This window comes from Alteromonas sp. 4NH20-0104 (genome assembly GCF_057547795.1).
In genome coordinates this window covers 56,511-74,787 of record NZ_BAAJLP010000022.1, presented here as the reverse complement: position 1 = coordinate 74,787, position 18,277 = coordinate 56,511, and the positions used below count along the sequence as shown (strand labels likewise).

Sequence of the window (18,277 nt, the reverse complement as noted above, 5' to 3'; positions counted from 1 at the left end):
ACAAAAAATGCCAAATTAAAAATATATTTTGAAGTGATGGAGGATTGAGTTTGGTGACTTGTCTATAGATATTTGGCCAGGTAAAAAAACACCAATTTTAGCTGTATTTCCAGGCTGATCCGGGTAATTTTCAGGCATAAAAAAACCGGCTCAGTTGAGCCGGTTTTTGAGCATATAGATGACTACTCAGCTTTGGTTTTTGCCGCAGTGTCTTTAATTAATGGCTGTAATTCACCTTGCTGGAACATTTCCAGAATGATATCGCAACCTCCAACCAGTTCACCGTCGACCCATAATTGTGGGAACGTTGGCCAGTTAGCGTAGGCTGGCAGCTCAGCGCGAATGTCGGGATTTTGCAGAATATCAACATAAGCAAACTGTTCACCACAGGACATCAGTGCCTGAGATGCCTGAGCTGAGAAGCCGCAGCTGGGTAATTTAGGAGAGCCTTTCATATACAGCAGAATCGGATTTTCTGAGATTTGCTGCTGAATGCGCTCTAGTGTGGTTTGTTCACCGTTGTTTTCCATGGATGCCTCTTAAATATTTACCTTTGCAGGGATATGTATGCATGTACGCCTTTTTTCAAGGGCGGGTAGCTACGATTGTACCATTAATATCTACCGTGCATAAATCCGGATTTCACAGTTTGCCCTGGTCGAAGTGATCCGATAAGTGCATTTATGCCTATGATATACCAAGCTGGTGTTGGAGTTTCACAAGCGCTTGGGCTAATCTGTAATACAAATAGTCAGTCAGCTTGTTACGACACGCAACAGCATTTGGATTGGTTATCGGTTTTGTGACTGCGACGTATCAGGTTCCCGCCGCCAACTAACTCAAAAAAGAAAAATTTCATCTAATTGTCATTGGGTTAAATAAATCCGTCCCTATATCATACGGTGTCGGGATAAATGACCGTTAGATAAAAAGACTTATTCTGATAACAGACTACGTACAACTAACCAAGAAAATGGAGACTCATATGGCTTTTGAACTACCAGCGTTACCTTATGAAAAAGATGCTCTGGAGCCACACATTTCTGCTGAGACGCTTGATTACCACTATGGTAAGCACCACGCTACTTATGTAACCAAACTGAATGGTCTGGTAGAAGGTACTGATCTGGAATCGAAGAGCCTGGAAGAGATCGTTAAAACTTCTGAAGGCGGCGTATTTAACAACGCGGCGCAAATTTGGAACCACACCTTCTACTGGCACAGCTTAAGCCCGAATGGCGGCGGTGAGCCAAGCGGTGCTCTGGCAGACGCCATTGTTGCAAAATGGGGTTCATTTGAAGACTTTCAGGCAGCATTCAACGACAAAGCGGTTAACAACTTTGGTTCAAGCTGGACCTGGTTGGTTAAAACTGCTGACGGTAGCCTGGATATCGTTAACACCAGCAATGCTGGCACCCCACTGACAGACGACAGCCTGACGCCAGTGCTGACCGTTGACCTGTGGGAACACGCTTACTACATTGATTACCGTAACCTGCGTCCTAAGTATTTAGGCGGCTTCTGGGCCCTGGTTAACTGGGAATTCGCGGCGGCAAACTTCGGCGCGTAAGACTATTTTCGTACCCGCGTCCAGCGGGTACGATCCTTCACTCCCCCACTGATTATTTTCACTTTTTTCCCCTTCGCACCGCCCTTTGCCAGCCCTTATTTCACTTGGGCCTCATGATTTTATTAACATTTTTGTTGCAAAAATAAACGACGAATAACAGCCTCACCCCATTGTTTTCTGAAATTATAGGACTATGCTGGAAGTACGGGAGACCGTTTTTTATACAGGGGTATTTATGGGTATTTTCGAGCATTACCAAGAGCGCTATGAAAAACATAAGCAAGAAGAGTTTACCATTCAGGAATTCTTAGACATCTGTAAAAACGACCCGATGGCCTATGCAAATTCCGCTGAAAGATTATTGCAGGCCATTGGCGAGCCTGAAATGATAGACACATCAAACGATCCGGCACTCAGCCGCATTTTCTCTAACCGAATTATTGCGCGTTATCCAGCCTTCCATGAATTTTTTGGTATGGAAGAAGCCATCGAGCAAATTGTATCCTATCTGCGCCATGCCGCTCAGGGTCTGGAAGAGAAAAAACAAATTCTGTATTTACTGGGGCCGGTTGGCGGCGGTAAATCATCATTGGCAGAACGGCTCAAAGAGCTGATGCAAAAAGTGCCAATCTATATGATCAAGGACTCACCGGTTAATGATCATCCATTCTGCCTGTTCGATGTGAATGAAGATGGCCATATTCTGGAGAAAGAGTATGGCATTCCAAAGCGGTACTTAAAAACCATCATGTCCCCCTGGGCCAGAAAACGTCTGCATGAATTTAATGGGGATATCAGTAAGTTTAAAGTGGTAAAGGTTTACCCTTCTATCCTCGACCAGATGGGCATTGCCAAAACCGAACCCGGTGATGAAAACAACCAGGATATTTCTTCGCTGGTCGGTAAAGTGGATATTCGTCGGCTGGAAACCTTTGCTCAGAACGATCCCGATGCGTACAGTTATTCCGGTTCACTGTGTAAAGCCAACCAGGGGCTGATGGAGTTTGTTGAAATGTTTAAAGCGCCTATTAAGGTGCTTCACCCGTTGTTAACGGCTACACAGGAAGGCAACTACAACCCCACAGAAGGGTTCTCTGCACTGCCTTTTGACGGGCTCATTCTGGCCCACTCCAACGAATCCGAGTGGCAGTCATTTCGCAACAATAAAAACAATGAGGCCTTTCTCGACCGCGTATATATTGTAAAAGTCCCTTATTGTCTGCGTGTGTCAGAAGAAATGCGGATTTACGACAAACTGCTGCAAAACAGTGAGCTTCATGGCGCGCCTTGTGCACCAGATACGCTCAAAAGTCTGGCTCAGTTTATTGTGTTATCACGGCTTAAAGATCCTGAGAACTCCAGTCTGTACTCTAAAATGCGGGTATACGACGGTGAGAGTCTTAAAGATACCGACCCGAAAGCAAAGTCTTATCAGGAGTATCGTGACTACGCTGGTGTAGACGAAGGCATGGAAGGTCTCTCTACCCGTTTCGCCTTTAAAATTCTGTCGCGCGTGTTTAATTTCGACCACGCCGAAGTAGCGGCTAATCCGGTGCATCTGTTTTATGTGCTGGAACGGCAGATTGAGCGTGAGCAGTTCCCACAGGAAACCGCAGACCGTTACAAAGAATTCTTGAAAGGGTTTCTTATCCCCCACTATGTGGAATTTATCGGTAAGGAAATTCAAACGGCCTACCTGGAGTCTTACTCTGAGTATGGTCAGAACCTGTTTGACCGTTATGTTACCTATGCCGATTTTTGGATCCAGGATCAGGAATACCGCGATCCGGAGACCGGTCAGTTGTTTGACAGGGCTTCATTGAATGCTGAGCTGGAAAAAACCGAAAAGCCGGCTGGTATCAGTAATCCGAAAGATTTCCGCAATGAAATCGTCAATTTTGTGTTGCGTGCCCGAGCCAATAACAGTGGCAAAAATCCAAACTGGACCAGCTACGAAAAACTGCGCACCGTGATTGAGAAGAAAATGTTCTCCAACACGGAAGATTTATTGCCGGTGATTTCGTTTAACACCAAAGGCTCAGCCGAAGATCGTAAGAAACATGACGACTTTGTGAACCGTATGGTGGAAAAAGGGTATACACAAAAACAAGTACGGTTACTGTGCGAATGGTACCTGCGTGTCCGCAAAGCATCTTAGGGTGCACTTTAGCGTGAAGGGGTTGTATGGCACATTTCATAGACCGCCGGTTAAATAGCAAAGGGAAAAGCACCCTTAACCGTCAGCGGTTTTTAAAACGATACAAGCAACAAATTAAACGCGCTGTGTCAGATGCCGTCGGTCAGCGTTCGGTGACCGACGTCGAGTCTGGCGAAAGCATCAGCATCCCTAAACAAGATATCTCCGAACCATTATTTCACACCGGCAAAGGGGGTAAGCGCACCGTTGTTCATCCGGGCAACGATCAGTTTACGGCGGGCGATCGCATCGACCGGCCCCCCTCTCAGGGTGGGCAGGGCTCAGGCCAGGGCGATGCCGGTAACAGTGGTGAAGGCGAAGATGACTTTACCTTTTCAATTTCTAAAGACGAATACCTCGATCTGTTATTTGAAGATTTGGCGCTGCCAAATTTAAAAAACAGTCAGTTTGATCAGGTTGTTCAGTACGAAACCTACCGGGCGGGTTATCAAACCGATGGTGTCCCCACCAATCTCGACATTGTGCGCTCCTTGAAAGGCTCGATGGCCAGACGGGTAGCGTTGACCGCAGCTGATCGGCGCAAACTACGCGAGGCTGAGGAAGAACTCGAAAAACTGAAAGCCGATAAGCATGACAACACGGTAGCGATTATCGAACTGGAAAAGACCATTGGTGCTTTGAAAGCGAAAATTGCCGGCGTGCCGTTTATCGACACGTTCGACCTGCGCTTTAAAAACTACGCCAAAAAACCGGTGCCCACCAGCAAGGCCGTCATGTTTTGCCTGATGGACGTGTCCGGTTCAATGGATCAGGCCACCAAAGACATGGCTAAACGGTTTTATATCCTGCTTTATTTGTTCTTAAGCCGAACCTATAAAAACGTCGAAGTCGTCTATATTCGCCATCATACCCAGGCCAAAGAGGTGGATGAGCAAGAGTTCTTTTACTCTCAGGAAACCGGCGGCACCATTGTATCGAGTGCCTTAAAGTTAATGGATGAAATCATTACTGAGCGCTATCAGGACAGTGACTGGAACATCTATGCGGCTCAGGCTTCAGACGGTGATAACTGGGCCGATGACTCGCCGCAGTGTCGTGAACTATTAATGAAAAAACTGCTGCCGGTAACTCGTTACTTTGCGTATATCGAAATCACTGAGCGCCAGCATCAGAGTTTATGGCGCGAATACCAGAGTGTGGAGGAAGCCTGCAGCAACTTTGTTTGTAAACACATTATCTCGGTCAGTGATATTTATCCTGTGTTCCGTGAACTGTTTGAAAAAACCAGTGAAACCAGCGGAGGTAGCTAATGACGGCTGAATTAGCAGAAGCTAGAAAAACGCTCAGCGACGGGCCAGACTGGACTTTCGACATGCTGGCCCAGTACGAAACCGAAATAGACCGTATTGCCAAAGAGTACAAACTCGACATTTACCCTAATCAGATAGAAGTAATCACCGCCGAGCAAATGATGGACGCCTATGCCAGCATTGGCATGCCCATTAATTATACTCACTGGTCTTTTGGCAAAAAATTTATTCAAAATGAACAGCAATACCGGCGTGGGCAGATGGGTCTTGCCTATGAAATAGTAATTAACTCCAATCCTTGTATTGCTTATCTGATGGAAGAGAACACCATCACCATGCAGGCCCTGGTAATGGCTCATGCCTGTTACGGGCACAACTCATTCTTTAAAGGCAACTACCTGTTTCAAACCTGGACCGATGCCAGCTCGATTATTGATTATCTGGTGTTCGCCAAAAACTACATTGCCAAGTGCGAGCAAAAGTATGGTTATGAAGAAGTCGAGCAAACGCTGGACTCCTGTCACGCCCTGATGAATTTTGGCGTAGACCGCTATAAACGTCCGCAAAAATTATCCTTGCAGGAGGAAAAGAGCCGTCAGAAACAACGCGCAAAGTACCTTCAGTCTCAGGTTAATGAGCTGTGGCGCACCCTGCCCGACAGCAAAGAAAAAAACCAGCCCCAAGCGGCGCGTTTTCCGGCTGATCCGCAGGAAAACCTACTGTACTTTATCGAAAAGAATGCACCGCTACTGGAACCCTGGCAGCGTGAAATTGTGCGAATAGTACGGAAGGTTTCCCAGTACTTTTACCCGCAGAAACAAACCCAGGTAATGAACGAAGGCTGGGCGTGCTTCTGGCATTACCATATTTTAAACAAGCTCTATGATGAAGGCCTGGTAACCGATCGCTTTATGCTGGAGTTTTTACACAGTCACACCAGCGTAGTCAGCCAGCCTGACTATAACAGCCCCTACTACAGTGGCATCAACCCTTATGCGCTGGGCTTTAATATGTTTATGGACATAAAACGGATATGTCAGGAACCCACCGAAGAAGACCGCTACTGGTTTCCGGACATTGCCGGCAAAGACTGGCTGGAAACCGTGCATTTCGCCATGCATAACTTTAAGGATGAAAGCTTTATCAGTCAGTTTTTATCGCCCAAGGTCATGCGTGACTTTAAACTGTTCGCGGTAGAGGATGATTCTGATAAGCCCTACGTGAGCGTGTCTGCTATTCATGATGAACGTGGCTACCGCGCCATCAGAGAAAAGCTCTCCGCTCAGTACAACCTGAGTAACTTAGAGCCGAATATTCAGGTGTATAACGTGGATGTGCGCGGCGATCGGTCTCTCACTTTACGGTATGTACCACAAAATGGCATTCCACTGGCTGATAGTAAAGATGAAGTGATGCGTCATCTGCATAGGCTATGGAAATTCGACGTGAAACTCGAACAAATTCATGATGATGGTGAACCTGGTGTTATAGCCCGCTGTATCAGGCAATAGCGATCAAGGGGTCAGATTCTTTGAAACCATTCCTTAAACTCTTCAGAGCGTCTATCTCCTCCGTGTTCAAGATATCCGGCAAAGCGTTCAAGCTTTGCGGATATCTGCTTTACAAATTTATCATCGCCCAGCACCCTGGACTTATTTATTGATAATCTAATCTTGTTCAATATCTCATTTGATAACGAGTTGTCGAGAAGACGGTTATAGGCCAATTTTCGACTCTCGGCGTCAATGCCGAGGGATAAATAGAGAGGATGAGGCTCTATCATAGCAATATTTTTATTACCTCCGTTTGCATGATAGCTACTCCATACGTAATCTTTTGGATGATCTACCATTTTTGCTCTGACCGGATTTAATTCTATATATTGGTAAACCTGCAGCAGGTACTCATCAGAGTCCACCAAACTTGATTTAAATCTGCCTTCCCAAAGCGTGCCAGTTCGATTGTAAGTGGTATTGAAATAGCGAACATAATAACGCCCTAAACTCTGCATAACATGACTAATGCCCTCATAGTCTGATGCTTGCAATAGTAAATGAACATGGTTTGTCATTAAGACAAAACAATGTATCTGCACATTAAATTTTTCTGCACACGCTTTAAGCTTTTTAAGGTAAACCGCATAATCTTTACCCTGAAAAAAGCATGCTTGTTTATTATTCCCGCGTTGAACAACATGTACGGGCATATTTGGAACCAATATCCTTGGACGGCGAGCCAATTTAAATTCTCCCTGAAAACAAACTGGCTTAATTCTTATTTGAAAATCCACCAAATTATACTGGTCAACAGGTCAGTTTTTTTTGCGGTGAGCTAAGGTTTTACCTCACTATGAGAAAGTATTTTCAAAGAACCTGACCCCTTGATCGCGGCAGACTCGCAGGCTATAACTTCAAACCGATAAGGGATGGGCACACTGCCCTGCTCTTTCATCTTTTGCTGTTCACTTTCAGCAATGGTTACAGGCGTAATAGTGAGTATTTCAAAATCATTAATTTCGATGATCCGGGCATCATCCGGATGAACGCACCGGGAGCGCGAGTCGGCTTCATTGTTATAGATAAACTCGGCCAACAAGCGTTTTTGCGCGCTGCGAAAGCTATTAGTGTTGCGCTGAATTTCTTGCTGCAGCGCCTGATGAGACGCATCAACAGTTGCAGCTCTTGCCGGATCATCCTCTTCATGTGACTCAAAGAAACCTTGCGAAGCTGCAGTGTAGCTAGGGCCAAGCAAAGGCGTATCGCTGGTAATTACCCCCACTTTAGCGGCCAACGCAGATAAATTTACGAATAATATCAGTAGCCAGAGATAACGCAGAAAAGCCGTTGACAATACATACTGATGCTCTGGCTTATGCCACAGCCCATGCACACCGAATGGTTTAAGGATGACCAGTAGTATCAGGTAAAAAGGCAACAGCGCCTGTAACATCACCAGAGTGATCAGGCTAACAATAAAGAACCAGGTGGGTAGCACTAAAATTAGTGCAAAGTTATGGCTGTAAGGGGTAACAGAGGCCGACACGCCGGTTAGCCCGTTAACCAGTCCGGAGGAATGCGCCAGCGCAAAATTAGCAATGATCGCATAGAAAAACAGGACGGCCGCCTTGCCGAGCAGATGCTCCCAAAAACGACTAAAGCGTGGCCAGAATTCGTAGCACAGCCCCATTATTGCAAACGTCACCGGAATACCAAATCCAATGGCATTGTCCGCGTCGAGCACATCAAACAGCAATAGCAGGATAGTTGCGCCAACATAGCAACGCTGAGCAAAATTTAAATTCTTCCATACTGATTTCACTTTATTAAAGCGAAATGAGCTGAGGTAACGCCGCCCTTTGAGCAGAAAAATGTTGAGTTTTTTTAACCCTCTGGGGGCGGCTTGCAAATTAGGTAAGTCCATATTTTTATGGTGACTAGATACACTCGACGTCCGGTTCTGACTTATAGTAATCACAAAATGCCGCACAAGAAAAGCTTGTGGCCTTAGAAAGACCGGTATCAAGTGAGTTCAGGCGGATGAATCCGGTACTAGTGACTTCGATGTTTATCCATCTGCTGTGGTGAAATGAGCAGCAGTACCAAGCCCCCCATCGCGGCACAGGCACCGGCAGCCGAGAAGGTTAACATTGAGCCGGCGCCCTGTTGCCACAATAACCCTGCGGCATAATTACCGACCGCGCCGCCAAGACCAAACGCCAGGCTGATATAGGCTGCCTGGATCCGACCGTGGATCTGGGTTGGGAAATAGTGATGGATAAAGTGCATCGAGGTAGAGTGATTTAAGCCAAAACTTAAGGCATGAATAAACTGGCTGAAGAAAACCAGCCAGAACATATCTGCTAAGGTCCCCAGAACCAGCCAGCGCAGGCCTGTTGCCAGCAGGCAAAATACCATTAAACGCCACACGCCAAAGCGAGAAATTAACCGCTGAGCCACTAAAAAGATACCAACCTCAACCGTTACCCCCAGGGCTATTAACAAACCGGTTTGCATGCCGGAATATCCCAAATCCCGCATGTACAAGGCAAAAAAGCCGTAGTACGCCCCAAAACTCAATTGTAATAAGGCATTAGACAGCAAAAACAGCAACGCCACTTTATCCCGCAGAAAAGGCATGATCCGCACTGCTACAGCCGCTTTGGGTTTAAGGTTTTGCGGCTGAGTAAGCGTGAGGCTGCTAATAAAAAGCCCGATTAACACCAGCATCGAAGCATAAATTGGCGCATCTGTAGAGAAGAAATCCAATGCTTTACCAACTAATACCGTCAGTACGATAAAGCCAATACTACCCCACAGACGAATGCGGCCGTATCGTTTGGAGTCTCCTTCAATAGTTTGCAGCGTGAGTACTTCGAGTTGCGGTAGCACTGCGGTCCAGAACATCATCATCAGGCCCATAACCAGGGTCAGATACCAGAATGAATACGCCCAGAACACGCCAATAAAACTCAGCACGGTTAAACCACTGCCGAGGCGCAGAATAAACAGTATTTTACCGCTACGATCGGCTACACCCGCCCACAATGAAGGACCGATAATGCGCGCCAGGGTGATAACCGCAAACAACTCACCAATTTCGACTGAGGAAAAGCCGCGCCCATCAAGAAAGACGCCGAGATAAGGGGTGATTACCCCTAACTGACCAAAATACAGTGCGTAGGTAAGGCTGAGCGCTACGATAGCAAAGCGGCTTGAGGACGCCGCCATTACCGGGAAATCAGGTTCAGCATCTTACTTGGCTGAACCCGGAATAACAGGTGTTGTACAATGCACGGCTGCATTCTGAGCACGATGACGTAAACAGTGATCCATTAACACCAGAGCCAGCATGGCTTCGGCAATGGGCACGGCACGAATGCCAACGCAGGGATCGTGACGACCCTTGGTAACAATTTCAATGGCGTTGCCATCGGTATCGATGGTGTCTCCCGGCACCGAAATACTGGAAGTAGGCTTGAGCGCCATGTGCACTACCAGATCCTGGCCGGTTGAAATACCGCCCAATACACCACCTGAGTGATTAGAAGTAAAACCATCAGGGGTTAAGCTGTCACGGTGTTCGCTGCCTTTCTGATTTACCACATCAAAGCCGTCACCCACTTCAACGCCCTTCACGGCGTTAATGCCCATCATGGCACCGGCGATATCGGCATCAAGACGGTCGAAGACCGGTTCACCTAACCCTACGGGCATGTTGGTGGCGACCACGGACACTTTTGCACCAATTGAATCCCCGGACTTTTTCAGATCACGCATATATTCATCCAGCGCATCTAACTTTGAGGCATCCGGGCAGAAAAACGGATTGTCGTTAATAATACTGTAGTCAACGGTGTCGATTGCTACCGGCCCTAATTGTGAAATAAAGCCGTGGATTTTAATACCATGAACCTGCTCGAGGTACTTTTTGGCAATACCGCCGGCTGCTACACGAATTGCGGTTTCACGAGCAGAAGATCGGCCACCACCGCGATAATCGCGCAGACCGTATTTTTGCTGGTAAGTATAATCGGCATGGCCGGGACGAAACCGATTAGCAATATTGGAATAATCCTGGCTGCGCTGATCTTTATTTTTAATCAACAAGCCAATACTGGTGCCGGTAGTTTTGCCTTCAAACACGCCAGATAAGATTTGCACTTCGTCGTCTTCGCGTCGTGCAGTGGTATAGCGTGATGTACCCGGTTTACGACGGTCTAAATCTACCTGTAAGTCTTCTTCGGTCAGTGCCAGTCCCGGAGGACAACCGTCTACCACACCGCCCAGAGCAATGCCGTGACTCTCACCAAAGGTTGATACCGTAAATATTTTACCGAAAGTATTACCCGCCATCTTTCTATTTATCCTGTTGGTTGTAACTGTCTAATGCTGCTTTGGTTACAGCGAAAATACCATGGCCGCCTTGTGCCAGTTCTACCCATTCAATGTCGAGCCCCGGAAACCTTGCTTCCATATGAACCAGACTGTTCCCCACTTCAACAAACATTACGCCCTGCTCGGTCAGATACCGCCCTGCATGGGCAATCATAGTTTCCACTAAATCGAGACCATCTTCACCGGCAGCCAGGGCCAGCTCAGGTTCGTGCTGAAACTCAACCGGTAAGTCAGCCATATCCTCAGCATCTACATAAGGCGGATTAGACACGATCAAATCGTATTGTTGTCCTTCCAGCTGACTAAACAAGTCGGAGTATAAGGGAAAAACCCGCTCACTCAGGCCGTGTTCTTCAATATTCAGTTCCGCAACGGCTAATGCGTCGGCGCTGATATCCACCGCATCCACTTGTGCTTCATCAAAGGCATAGGCCAATGCGATAGCAATACAGCCCCCGCCGGTACACATGTCCAGAATTCTGAGCGGACTGTTTTGCAGGTGTGATTCAAATTTACCCTGGATCAGTTCCGCAAAGGGTGAACGAGGAATAAGTACCCGCTCATCCACATAAAACGGTAAATCGCAGAACCAGGCTTCGTGAGTGATATAAGGCAATGGTAAACGGGTTTGAACCCGTTGCAATACCAGCTCCGCCACCTTGCTACGCTCGCTTTTGGTTAACCGTGCGGCGAATAATCCGTCGCCGGTTTGGGCAGTGAGTGTATGCGGTAAATGCAGGGCATAAAATACCAGACTCACCGCTTCATCCCAGGCATTGTCAGTACCGTGACCGTAAAACAGTTCTGCGTCATTAAACCGGCTGACGGTCCAGCGCACCATGTCTAAAATGGAGTGCAGATCAGCAATGGCTTCGTCGAGGTAAAACTTATCGGTCATACGGGCTACAATGTCCTGAAATCATAAAGCTGGTATGATACATAATGTTGTCCGATTCGGACACGCTTAATTTAGCTCAAAATCACCCAGCAAGACTAATAGGAAACCCGTCTGTGAAATTTAAGTCGCAATTTCCCCGCATCACCAGGCAGCAGGAAACTAACGACAGTGATGATATGGCGTTGTTCAGACGGGAGATAAAAGGCGTCGCGCCTTTAAAACAGGATACTTATGTGCCGGAGACCGCCCGTCCGGAAATTAAAATCCGAGGACGCCAGAAAACCACCAGGCAGGCACAGGCCAGTTTTGAGTTTTCCGATGCTTTTGAAGGATTTATCCAGCCACAAGGGGCACTTCGCTATTGCCGCCAGGACGTGCCGGCATACGAGCTAAAACAACTACGCCGGGGCGATTACAGCCCGGACTATATCCTCGATCTGCACGGCCTGACAAAGGCTCAGGCGAAACACGAACTAGCTGCCCTGCTGCATACTGCGTGGCAGGAACACATCGATTGTGTTTGTATAGTGCATGGGGTGGGATCAGGTGTACTGAAGCAGGCCCTGCCCCACTATCTTATCCAACACCCCAGAGTCATGGCATTTCACCAGGCTCCACTGGAATACGGTGGCCAGGGCGCCCTGCTGGTGCTACTGGAAGTGGAATCACCGTTTAGCAAAAAACGCTAAAGGCCATTTTGTTTATTCCATCAGCCCCGCGGCTTATTTATGATCATCACCACTATTGTGTATGAACATATAAGTGTAATAAGCCATCATTACACAGACGATAAAAATACCAAGTAATGAACCCCAGACAACCGGATCTTTTAATAACATTGACCACATAATAATCACCTTTCTATTTGCTGTTTCTATGGTGATAGTGTGCGCCGGTAGAGCGGAAAAAACGCTGATCCAAATCAATAGGAAATGGCCCGCTTTTGGCAAAGCATGACCTGGATCAAAAGAATGCGGCAAAGCTTATATACAGTAATTTAAAAACTATAGTTGATAATAATTATCATTTAGATTAGATTATAAATGCCTGTTGGGTTTCCGGAAATTTTACGGTCTTGGACGGAATCCCACTTCTTACAGGCGGGCTTAATGCCCGCCTGTTTTTTAGAGTAAAATCAGCCAGTCGCTCCCTCACCACCCGCTAATCAAACAATTTCCAGAACCAACTTTTTTGCAGATCTTCTTCGCAGGTTTTCAGTTGCGTGGCATACCGTAACGAACGTGCTTTTACACGTTGTGAGACTTTAACCAGCCAGGATTTTTTCAGGTAGGTTTTGCGCCGGTAACCGCCCCAGCCTTCGTGGTAATTAAGGTATTGTGCATAGGCGTCCCATTTCGATACGCCATTGATCTTATGGGTTTTGCTGATAAACCAGCCCATGAAATCCATGGCGTCTTCAAAGTCATCCCGATCGGCGCCGGAATTGCCGGTTTCACGAATATAATCACTCCAGGTGGGTGTTTTTGCCTGAGAATAACCATAGGCAGAGCTCACCCTGCCCCAGGGAATCAAACCAAACAGAATGTAATCTCTGGGCGGCAGCGCGTCGTGGCGAAACGAACTTTCCTGATACATCATGGCCATGGGGACATGAATAGGCACCCCCCATTTATCCTGCATGTCCGCCGCGGCATCATACCAGTCTTCTTTCTCGTAAAAGATTTCACACAGATTACTGGTATCTTTTGGCGGCGTAGTGGCACAGCCACTGATCACGATCGGCAATAAAATCACCCAGCCGGAAAAAAAGATGCAAATTTGTTTGAACTTTTTGTACATACGCTGTCCAAATTACTGTTCCGAATGTGTGTTTCCCTGGAACAAATTCTTATGCCTGACCCTTGTCAGGCATTTTTTTTGGCCGGCTCCCGGGCAAAGTAATCGGTAATAAACTCACTGAAAGAATCAGTATCAGCCGCTTCAATCTCCTGCTGGGCTGCAACAGAGCGCTGAGCTTCGGCGACAAAGTCTTCGGCCGATTTAAAATGATAATTAAAGTCACCGATTTGTTGACGGTACGTTTCCGCCAGCTCACGCCCTACTACGGCATTGTCACCCTCTGCCAGTAATTTGTTAAGCCAGCGCCCTGAGAACGTTAACTCAGGATCTTCAACTTTTTGCCATTCCCGTTTAACCGCCTCACTGTAACGATGGTCAGCGTAATTTTCATCCATAATAGCGGCGACTTCAGCATACCGTGAGAACAACGCTTCTGCCCAGTCGCGCATGGCAACCTCCTGCTCGTTTTGCAACAAAGTCAGGCCCGGCTTACGCCCTTCCACAACGACACGATTAAGGTTCACTTCTGTTTCCTTATATCGCTCTGCATCAAACTTGGGGCTTTCGGTAAGCAGACACGCCATTAAAAATACGTCTAAAAAGTGCATTTGCTCTTTGTCGATACCAACCGGACTGAATGGATTGACATCCAGCGCTCTCACTTCGATGTAGCTGACACCGCGAAGGGCCAGTGCGTCGGTTGGTTTTTCACCTGACGCGGTAGGCTGTTTTGGCCGTATTGGCGAATAAAACTCGTTTTCAATCTGCAGCACATTTTTACTGAGCTGCTGATAATTACCGCCTTCACCGGCCGCAAAACCGCTGTAATTTTTGGAAGGCGTATACATGGCTTCCCGCAATAAACGCACATAAGTATCGATAGAGTTATAACAAATGCGCAGCGACGACTGCTCATTACTGGTATAGCCTAATCCACTCATACGTAATGACGTCGCATAGGGCAGATACAAGGTGCCGCGGCCGAGCTTTTTAAAATCCAGCCCGTGTTCACGACCGGCCACAAAGGAGCTGCATAAGGCTGGCGACGCCCCAAACAAATACGGGATCAACCAACAACTGCGACGATAATTCCTAATCAGACTGAAATACTGTTCCGACACCCAATCCTGGGTTGCTTCAACGCCTTTCTGTGTGGCCAGATGTTGCCAGAATGCATCGGGGACGGAAAAGTTGAAATGAACACCTGAGATCACCTGCATCATGCTGCCGTAACGGTTGCGTAACCCCATACGATAGGCTTTCTTCATTTTACCCACATTGGACTCGCCAAAATAAGCAATTGGAATGTCCTGAGCATTCTCAATAAAACACGGCATACTGAGCGGCCATAAGCGCTCCTCACCAATGTTATCGATAGTAAATTTATGCACGTCTTCTAACTGCGCCTGCGTAGTATTGACGTCGGATTCAGGGGGAGTAATAAACTCGAGCAATGATTCAGAGTAATCCGTGGTAATACTCTCGTGCGTCAAAGCCGCTCCCAGAGCCTTCGGATGCGGTGTCAGGGCCAGCATCCCGGTTGGATTTATCCGCAAACATTCGCGTTCAACCCCACGTTTAATATCGCTGAGTGCACAAAACGCAGAGGCTGATTTAAGGGCGTCAAAATCATAAGAAAGATCGTGAGTCAGTGGGCGCAATGTCGATTCCATAATGTCGGTTGCGACTTACATTGGTTGCAAGACGGTTAGCTATGGGCCGTATAATATCAAATATTTATATCGACCCAAGCATAATTCACAGCACAATGTCGTTAATTGATAGCGCCTGGTCTGTGAAACCGCTAATTACCGGAGCTAAGGGGTGGTCGTCGGACTGACTTCTTTGATCGGTATACCCAGACTTTCAAGCTGCGGCAAAATCACATTTTTATCACCCACAACAATAATTTGCAGTGATTCAGGATGTAACGCTTTAGCCGCCACCGCATCAATTTCTGCTTTGCCGATATTCAGCAATATAGCTTTTTGTGCTTTTTTATAATTTACCGGCAGGTCGTACGCCAGTAAGCGCCGTAAAAACGAGGCCTTATCCAGCGGTGTTTCATACTCCAGCGCCTCGCTTAACGTAAAGGCATTTTGCATATAACTGAGCTCAGCATCGGTGATCCCCCGCTGCTGGTAATGATTAATTTCAGCCAGCAGCTCCATAATACCCGCCGCCGTGTACTCCTGTTTGAGATCGGCACCGGCTTCAAACCAACCCAGGGTTTTACCGCCATTAAACGCTGAGAACGCTCCATAGGTATACCCTTTGTCCTCACGCAGATTGAGATTGATACGGCTGTTAAAATCATCGCCAAGAGGAAAGTTCATCAGTTGCGCGTAAAAGTAGTCGCCAGTAGCATCATAGGGCATTGCACGTCTGACCATTCTGACCAGGCTTTGCGCCGCGCCAGGCACGTCAACCAGCAAAATTTGTTGACCGTCATATTCCGGAAAGTCGCCGTAATCGGCAATTTGATAATCCTTGCCCTGCCAGGTATTAATAAAATCAAAATAGGTGGTGATTTGGCCGGGCGTCATATCCCCTACCACCACAATAGTGCCTTTAGCTGGCACATAGTACTGCTCATAAAACCCTTTAATATCGTCCAGGGTAATGCGTGATACCGTTTCTGCCGTGCCACCAGGCGGCAAGCCTACGCGGTTCTGCTCACCCCACAACACCGCGGTTTTCACCTGTTCCATAATGGCGCCGGGTTCTTTGGTCTGAGCATTAATATTATCCAGTAACTGTTGCTTGATACGCGCAAAGTCTTCAGCTTTAAACGCCGGGCTAAACAACTTCTCTTTAAGCAAGGCAAGCGTATCGGTTAAATGTTCAGTTAGACTGGAAATAAACACCTGGGTGTAACGACCGTTACTGGCAAAACTGATAGATGAGCCCATTTTAGCCAGCGCATTAGACATTTCTTCATTGGTAAAATGCAGCGTTGACTCATTCATCATCAGGGCGGTAAATGTCGATAAACCGGCTTTGTCTGCCGGATCCAATAACATACCGCCATCCAGGTCCAGAGTGATGGTTACAGTTGGCGTTTCATCGTTAGTGACTCCAAGCACCTGAATGCCATTACGTAACTTTAATTGCCAGAAGCTTGGTATAGTCACCACCGGTGGTTCACCAGCCGCCGGCATCTGACTACGATCAAAATCTGACTCTGGCAACTGACTGGTCAACGTTGGCGATATTGTATTCACCTTAGCAACCTGACGCTCAGGTTGCTCTGCGGTAGCAGGCTTTACTGCCAGTTCAGGTTGCCCGTGCGGTACCACACTAAGAATCACCGCCGCCTGACCCTTGATATAGCGGTTGAACACACGATAAACATCGTCTTTGGTGACCTCGGTATACCGTTTAACGTCTTCGTTCATCAGATCCGGTTTACCAAAAAACGTTTCATTATACGCCAGGGTCGACACCTTGCCGCTGACACTCTGCAAGCCGTAAATAGTCGACGCTTTAATATTGGCTTTCACTCTGATCAGCGCGTCTTCATCGAAAGGGCGGCTTTCAAAGTCTGCCAGAATCGCTTCAATTTCGCTGTAAATAGCGGCCAGTGAGTTATCCGACTCTGGCGAAACCAACGCCACCAGATTAAATTCGCAGGCCAGTTCGCTGCAGGGGTGCGAGACTCCGGCCTGCACCACCTTCCCGGTTTTCACCAGCCTTTCGTAAAACACCGACGTTTTGCCACTGCCCAGAATGCTGGCCAGCACATCCAGCGCGGCTTCATCTTCGTGTCTTGCATACACCGTTGGAAAGACAATTTGTACCAATGGCAGATGCACATTATCTTCCATGGTGATAAATTTATCGTCATTAAGCGTAGCTGGCGCCGGGGCCTGGCCGGTAACCTCAGGTCCACTGGGTAAAGCACCAAAATATTTCTCAATCCAGGCTTTCGTTCGGGCAATACTGATATCGCCACCAATTGATAAGACGGCATTGTTAGGCCCATACCAGCGTTTGAAAAAGGCTTTTAGATCGTTAACGTTTACCCGATCCAAATCCTCGGTATAACCGATAGTTAACCAGGAATAAGGGTGACCTTCGGGGTACAGCACCTCACCAATTTTTTCATGACGCCGGGCATAAGGCTGATTATCAATCCGTTCAGCCCGTTCGTTTTTTACCGTTTCACGCTGGATTTCAAACTTTTCCTGAGTTACCGCTGGCAATAAAAAGCCCATACGGTCAGACTCCAGCCACAAGACTTTTTCCAGTTGATTGGCTGGCACGGTCTGATAATAATTGGTTCGGTCGCGATTGGTGGAGCCGTTTAATGTGCCGCCCGCATCAGTAATGAGTTTAAAGTGTTGTTCGTCCGCCACATTGGCGGATCCCTGAAACATCATGTGCTCAAAAAAATGCGCAAAGCCTGTTTTACCCGGCTCCTCTCTTGCCGATCCCACATGATAAGTAACATCTACGTGCACCAGAGGATCAGAGTGATCCTCGTGTAAAATAACGGTAAGTCCATTTTTTAGTTGGTATTTCTCATAAGCAATAGCAACAGGTTGTGCTACACTTTTTGTATCAGCCGGTGAGAGATCGGATGTCTGAGAGCAACCATTAAGTAATTGGGAAATCAAACCCAAAAGGATAAATCTAAACAACATT

Annotated in this window: 15 protein-coding genes; 5 read left to right on the top strand and 10 right to left on the bottom strand. The window is 47.2% G+C overall.

The annotated features are described in order from the left end of the window. Window positions 1-182: 182 nt before the first annotated feature. Entirely contained in the window at window positions 183-530 is a 348-nt protein-coding gene (locus tag AC27IB_RS15785; RefSeq protein ID WP_296049754.1) for a Grx4 family monothiol glutaredoxin, read from the bottom strand. Between the two features lie 455 nt (window positions 531-985). Here AC27IB_RS15785 and AC27IB_RS15780 point away from each other — a divergent pair, with 455 nt between their 5' ends. The 4 genes from AC27IB_RS15780 (at window position 986) to AC27IB_RS15765 (ending at window position 6,549) form a co-directional block, all read left to right on the top strand. After that, the gene (locus AC27IB_RS15780; RefSeq protein ID WP_296049751.1) at window positions 986-1,570 is read left to right on the top strand and encodes a Fe-Mn family superoxide dismutase; all 585 of its coding nucleotides are present in this window, start codon (window positions 986-988) and stop codon (window positions 1,568-1,570) included. A 235-nt stretch (window positions 1,571-1,805) separates the two neighbouring features. Continuing rightward, window positions 1,806-3,728 (top strand): PrkA family serine protein kinase, encoded by a 1,923-nt coding sequence (locus AC27IB_RS15775; RefSeq protein ID WP_296049749.1) that lies wholly within the window; start codon window positions 1,806-1,808, stop codon window positions 3,726-3,728. 26 nt (window positions 3,729-3,754) lie between these two features. Further along, on the top strand, window positions 3,755-5,038 hold the full coding sequence (locus tag AC27IB_RS15770) for a YeaH/YhbH family protein (protein ID WP_296049747.1): 1,284 nt from the start codon (window positions 3,755-3,757) through the stop codon (window positions 5,036-5,038). Further along, window positions 5,038-6,549, top strand: a complete 1,512-nt coding sequence (locus AC27IB_RS15765; protein ID WP_296049745.1) for a SpoVR family protein — start codon at window positions 5,038-5,040, stop codon at window positions 6,547-6,549. Before AC27IB_RS15770 ends, AC27IB_RS15765 begins: the two co-directional genes overlap by 1 nt. An 11-nt stretch (window positions 6,550-6,560) precedes the next feature. Here the strand turns inward: AC27IB_RS15765 and AC27IB_RS15760 are convergent, their stop codons facing one another. From AC27IB_RS15760 to prmB, 5 genes are all read right to left on the bottom strand, one after another. Beyond that, window positions 6,561-7,328 (bottom strand): transposase, encoded by a 768-nt coding sequence (locus tag AC27IB_RS15760; protein ID WP_296049742.1) that lies wholly within the window; start codon window positions 7,326-7,328, stop codon window positions 6,561-6,563. 41 nt (window positions 7,329-7,369) lie between these two features. Next, window positions 7,370-8,458: a hypothetical protein gene (locus AC27IB_RS15755; protein WP_487122079.1), complete on the bottom strand. Its 1,089-nt coding sequence runs from the start codon at window positions 8,456-8,458 to the stop codon at window positions 7,370-7,372. A 128-nt stretch (window positions 8,459-8,586) separates the two neighbouring features. Then, window positions 8,587-9,765, bottom strand: coding sequence for an MFS transporter (locus AC27IB_RS15750; RefSeq protein WP_296053611.1), 1,179 nt, complete (start codon window positions 9,763-9,765; stop codon window positions 8,587-8,589). A 24-nt stretch (window positions 9,766-9,789) separates the two neighbouring features. Beyond that, a complete protein-coding gene (aroC, locus tag AC27IB_RS15745) occupies window positions 9,790-10,890 on the bottom strand; it encodes a chorismate synthase (protein WP_296053609.1) in 1,101 nt (366 codons plus the stop codon). 4 nt (window positions 10,891-10,894) lie between these two features. After that, on the bottom strand, window positions 10,895-11,830 hold the full coding sequence (prmB, locus tag AC27IB_RS15740; protein WP_296053607.1) for a 50S ribosomal protein L3 N(5)-glutamine methyltransferase: 936 nt from the start codon (window positions 11,828-11,830) through the stop codon (window positions 10,895-10,897). Window positions 11,831-11,943: 113 nt separating this feature from the next. On the opposite strand from prmB, the gene smrB reads away from it, so the two are divergent. After that, window positions 11,944-12,519 (top strand): endonuclease SmrB, encoded by a 576-nt coding sequence (gene smrB / locus AC27IB_RS15735; RefSeq protein ID WP_296053605.1) that lies wholly within the window; start codon window positions 11,944-11,946, stop codon window positions 12,517-12,519. 33 nt (window positions 12,520-12,552) lie between these two features. Here smrB and AC27IB_RS15730 read toward each other — a convergent pair whose 3' ends face one another. From AC27IB_RS15730 to AC27IB_RS15715, 4 genes are all read right to left on the bottom strand, one after another. Then, window positions 12,553-12,669: a DUF3149 domain-containing protein gene (locus AC27IB_RS15730; protein ID WP_487122104.1), complete on the bottom strand. Its 117-nt coding sequence runs from the start codon at window positions 12,667-12,669 to the stop codon at window positions 12,553-12,555. Between the two features lie 322 nt (window positions 12,670-12,991). Beyond that, window positions 12,992-13,630: a transglycosylase SLT domain-containing protein gene (locus AC27IB_RS15725; RefSeq protein WP_296049619.1), complete on the bottom strand. Its 639-nt coding sequence runs from the start codon at window positions 13,628-13,630 to the stop codon at window positions 12,992-12,994. A 65-nt stretch (window positions 13,631-13,695) separates the two neighbouring features. After that, complete coding sequence (gene gshA, locus AC27IB_RS15720) at window positions 13,696-15,303, bottom strand: glutamate--cysteine ligase (protein ID WP_487122075.1); 1,608 nt, start codon at window positions 15,301-15,303, stop codon at window positions 13,696-13,698. A 144-nt stretch (window positions 15,304-15,447) separates the two neighbouring features. Continuing rightward, window positions 15,448-18,276: a M16 family metallopeptidase gene (locus AC27IB_RS15715; protein ID WP_487122073.1), complete on the bottom strand. Its 2,829-nt coding sequence runs from the start codon at window positions 18,274-18,276 to the stop codon at window positions 15,448-15,450. Window position 18,277: the final 1 nt, after the last annotated feature.

Coding starts and splice junctions, on each gene's coding strand:
- AC27IB_RS15770 (WP_296049747.1), top strand. CDS start 3,755: ATGGCACATTTCATAGACCGCCGGTTAAATAGCAAAGGGAAAAGCACC.
- AC27IB_RS15755 (WP_487122079.1), bottom strand. CDS start 8,458: ATGGACTTACCTAATTTGCAAGCCGCCCCCAGAGGGTTAAAAAAACTC.
- AC27IB_RS15725 (WP_296049619.1), bottom strand. CDS start 13,630: ATGTACAAAAAGTTCAAACAAATTTGCATCTTTTTTTCCGGCTGGGTG.
- AC27IB_RS15785 (WP_296049754.1), bottom strand. CDS start 530: ATGGAAAACAACGGTGAACAAACCACACTAGAGCGCATTCAGCAGCAA.
- gshA (WP_487122075.1), bottom strand. CDS start 15,303: ATGGAATCGACATTGCGCCCACTGACTCACGATCTTTCTTATGATTTT.
- prmB (WP_296053607.1), bottom strand. CDS start 11,830: ATGACCGATAAGTTTTACCTCGACGAAGCCATTGCTGATCTGCACTCC.
- AC27IB_RS15780 (WP_296049751.1), top strand. CDS start 986: ATGGCTTTTGAACTACCAGCGTTACCTTATGAAAAAGATGCTCTGGAG.
- AC27IB_RS15765 (WP_296049745.1), top strand. CDS start 5,038: ATGACGGCTGAATTAGCAGAAGCTAGAAAAACGCTCAGCGACGGGCCA.
- AC27IB_RS15750 (WP_296053611.1), bottom strand. CDS start 9,765: ATGGCGGCGTCCTCAAGCCGCTTTGCTATCGTAGCGCTCAGCCTTACC.
- aroC (WP_296053609.1), bottom strand. CDS start 10,890: ATGGCGGGTAATACTTTCGGTAAAATATTTACGGTATCAACCTTTGGT.
- AC27IB_RS15715 (WP_487122073.1), bottom strand. CDS start 18,276: ATGTTGTTTAGATTTATCCTTTTGGGTTTGATTTCCCAATTACTTAAT.
- AC27IB_RS15775 (WP_296049749.1), top strand. CDS start 1,806: ATGGGTATTTTCGAGCATTACCAAGAGCGCTATGAAAAACATAAGCAA.
- AC27IB_RS15730 (WP_487122104.1), bottom strand. CDS start 12,669: ATGTTATTAAAAGATCCGGTTGTCTGGGGTTCATTACTTGGTATTTTT.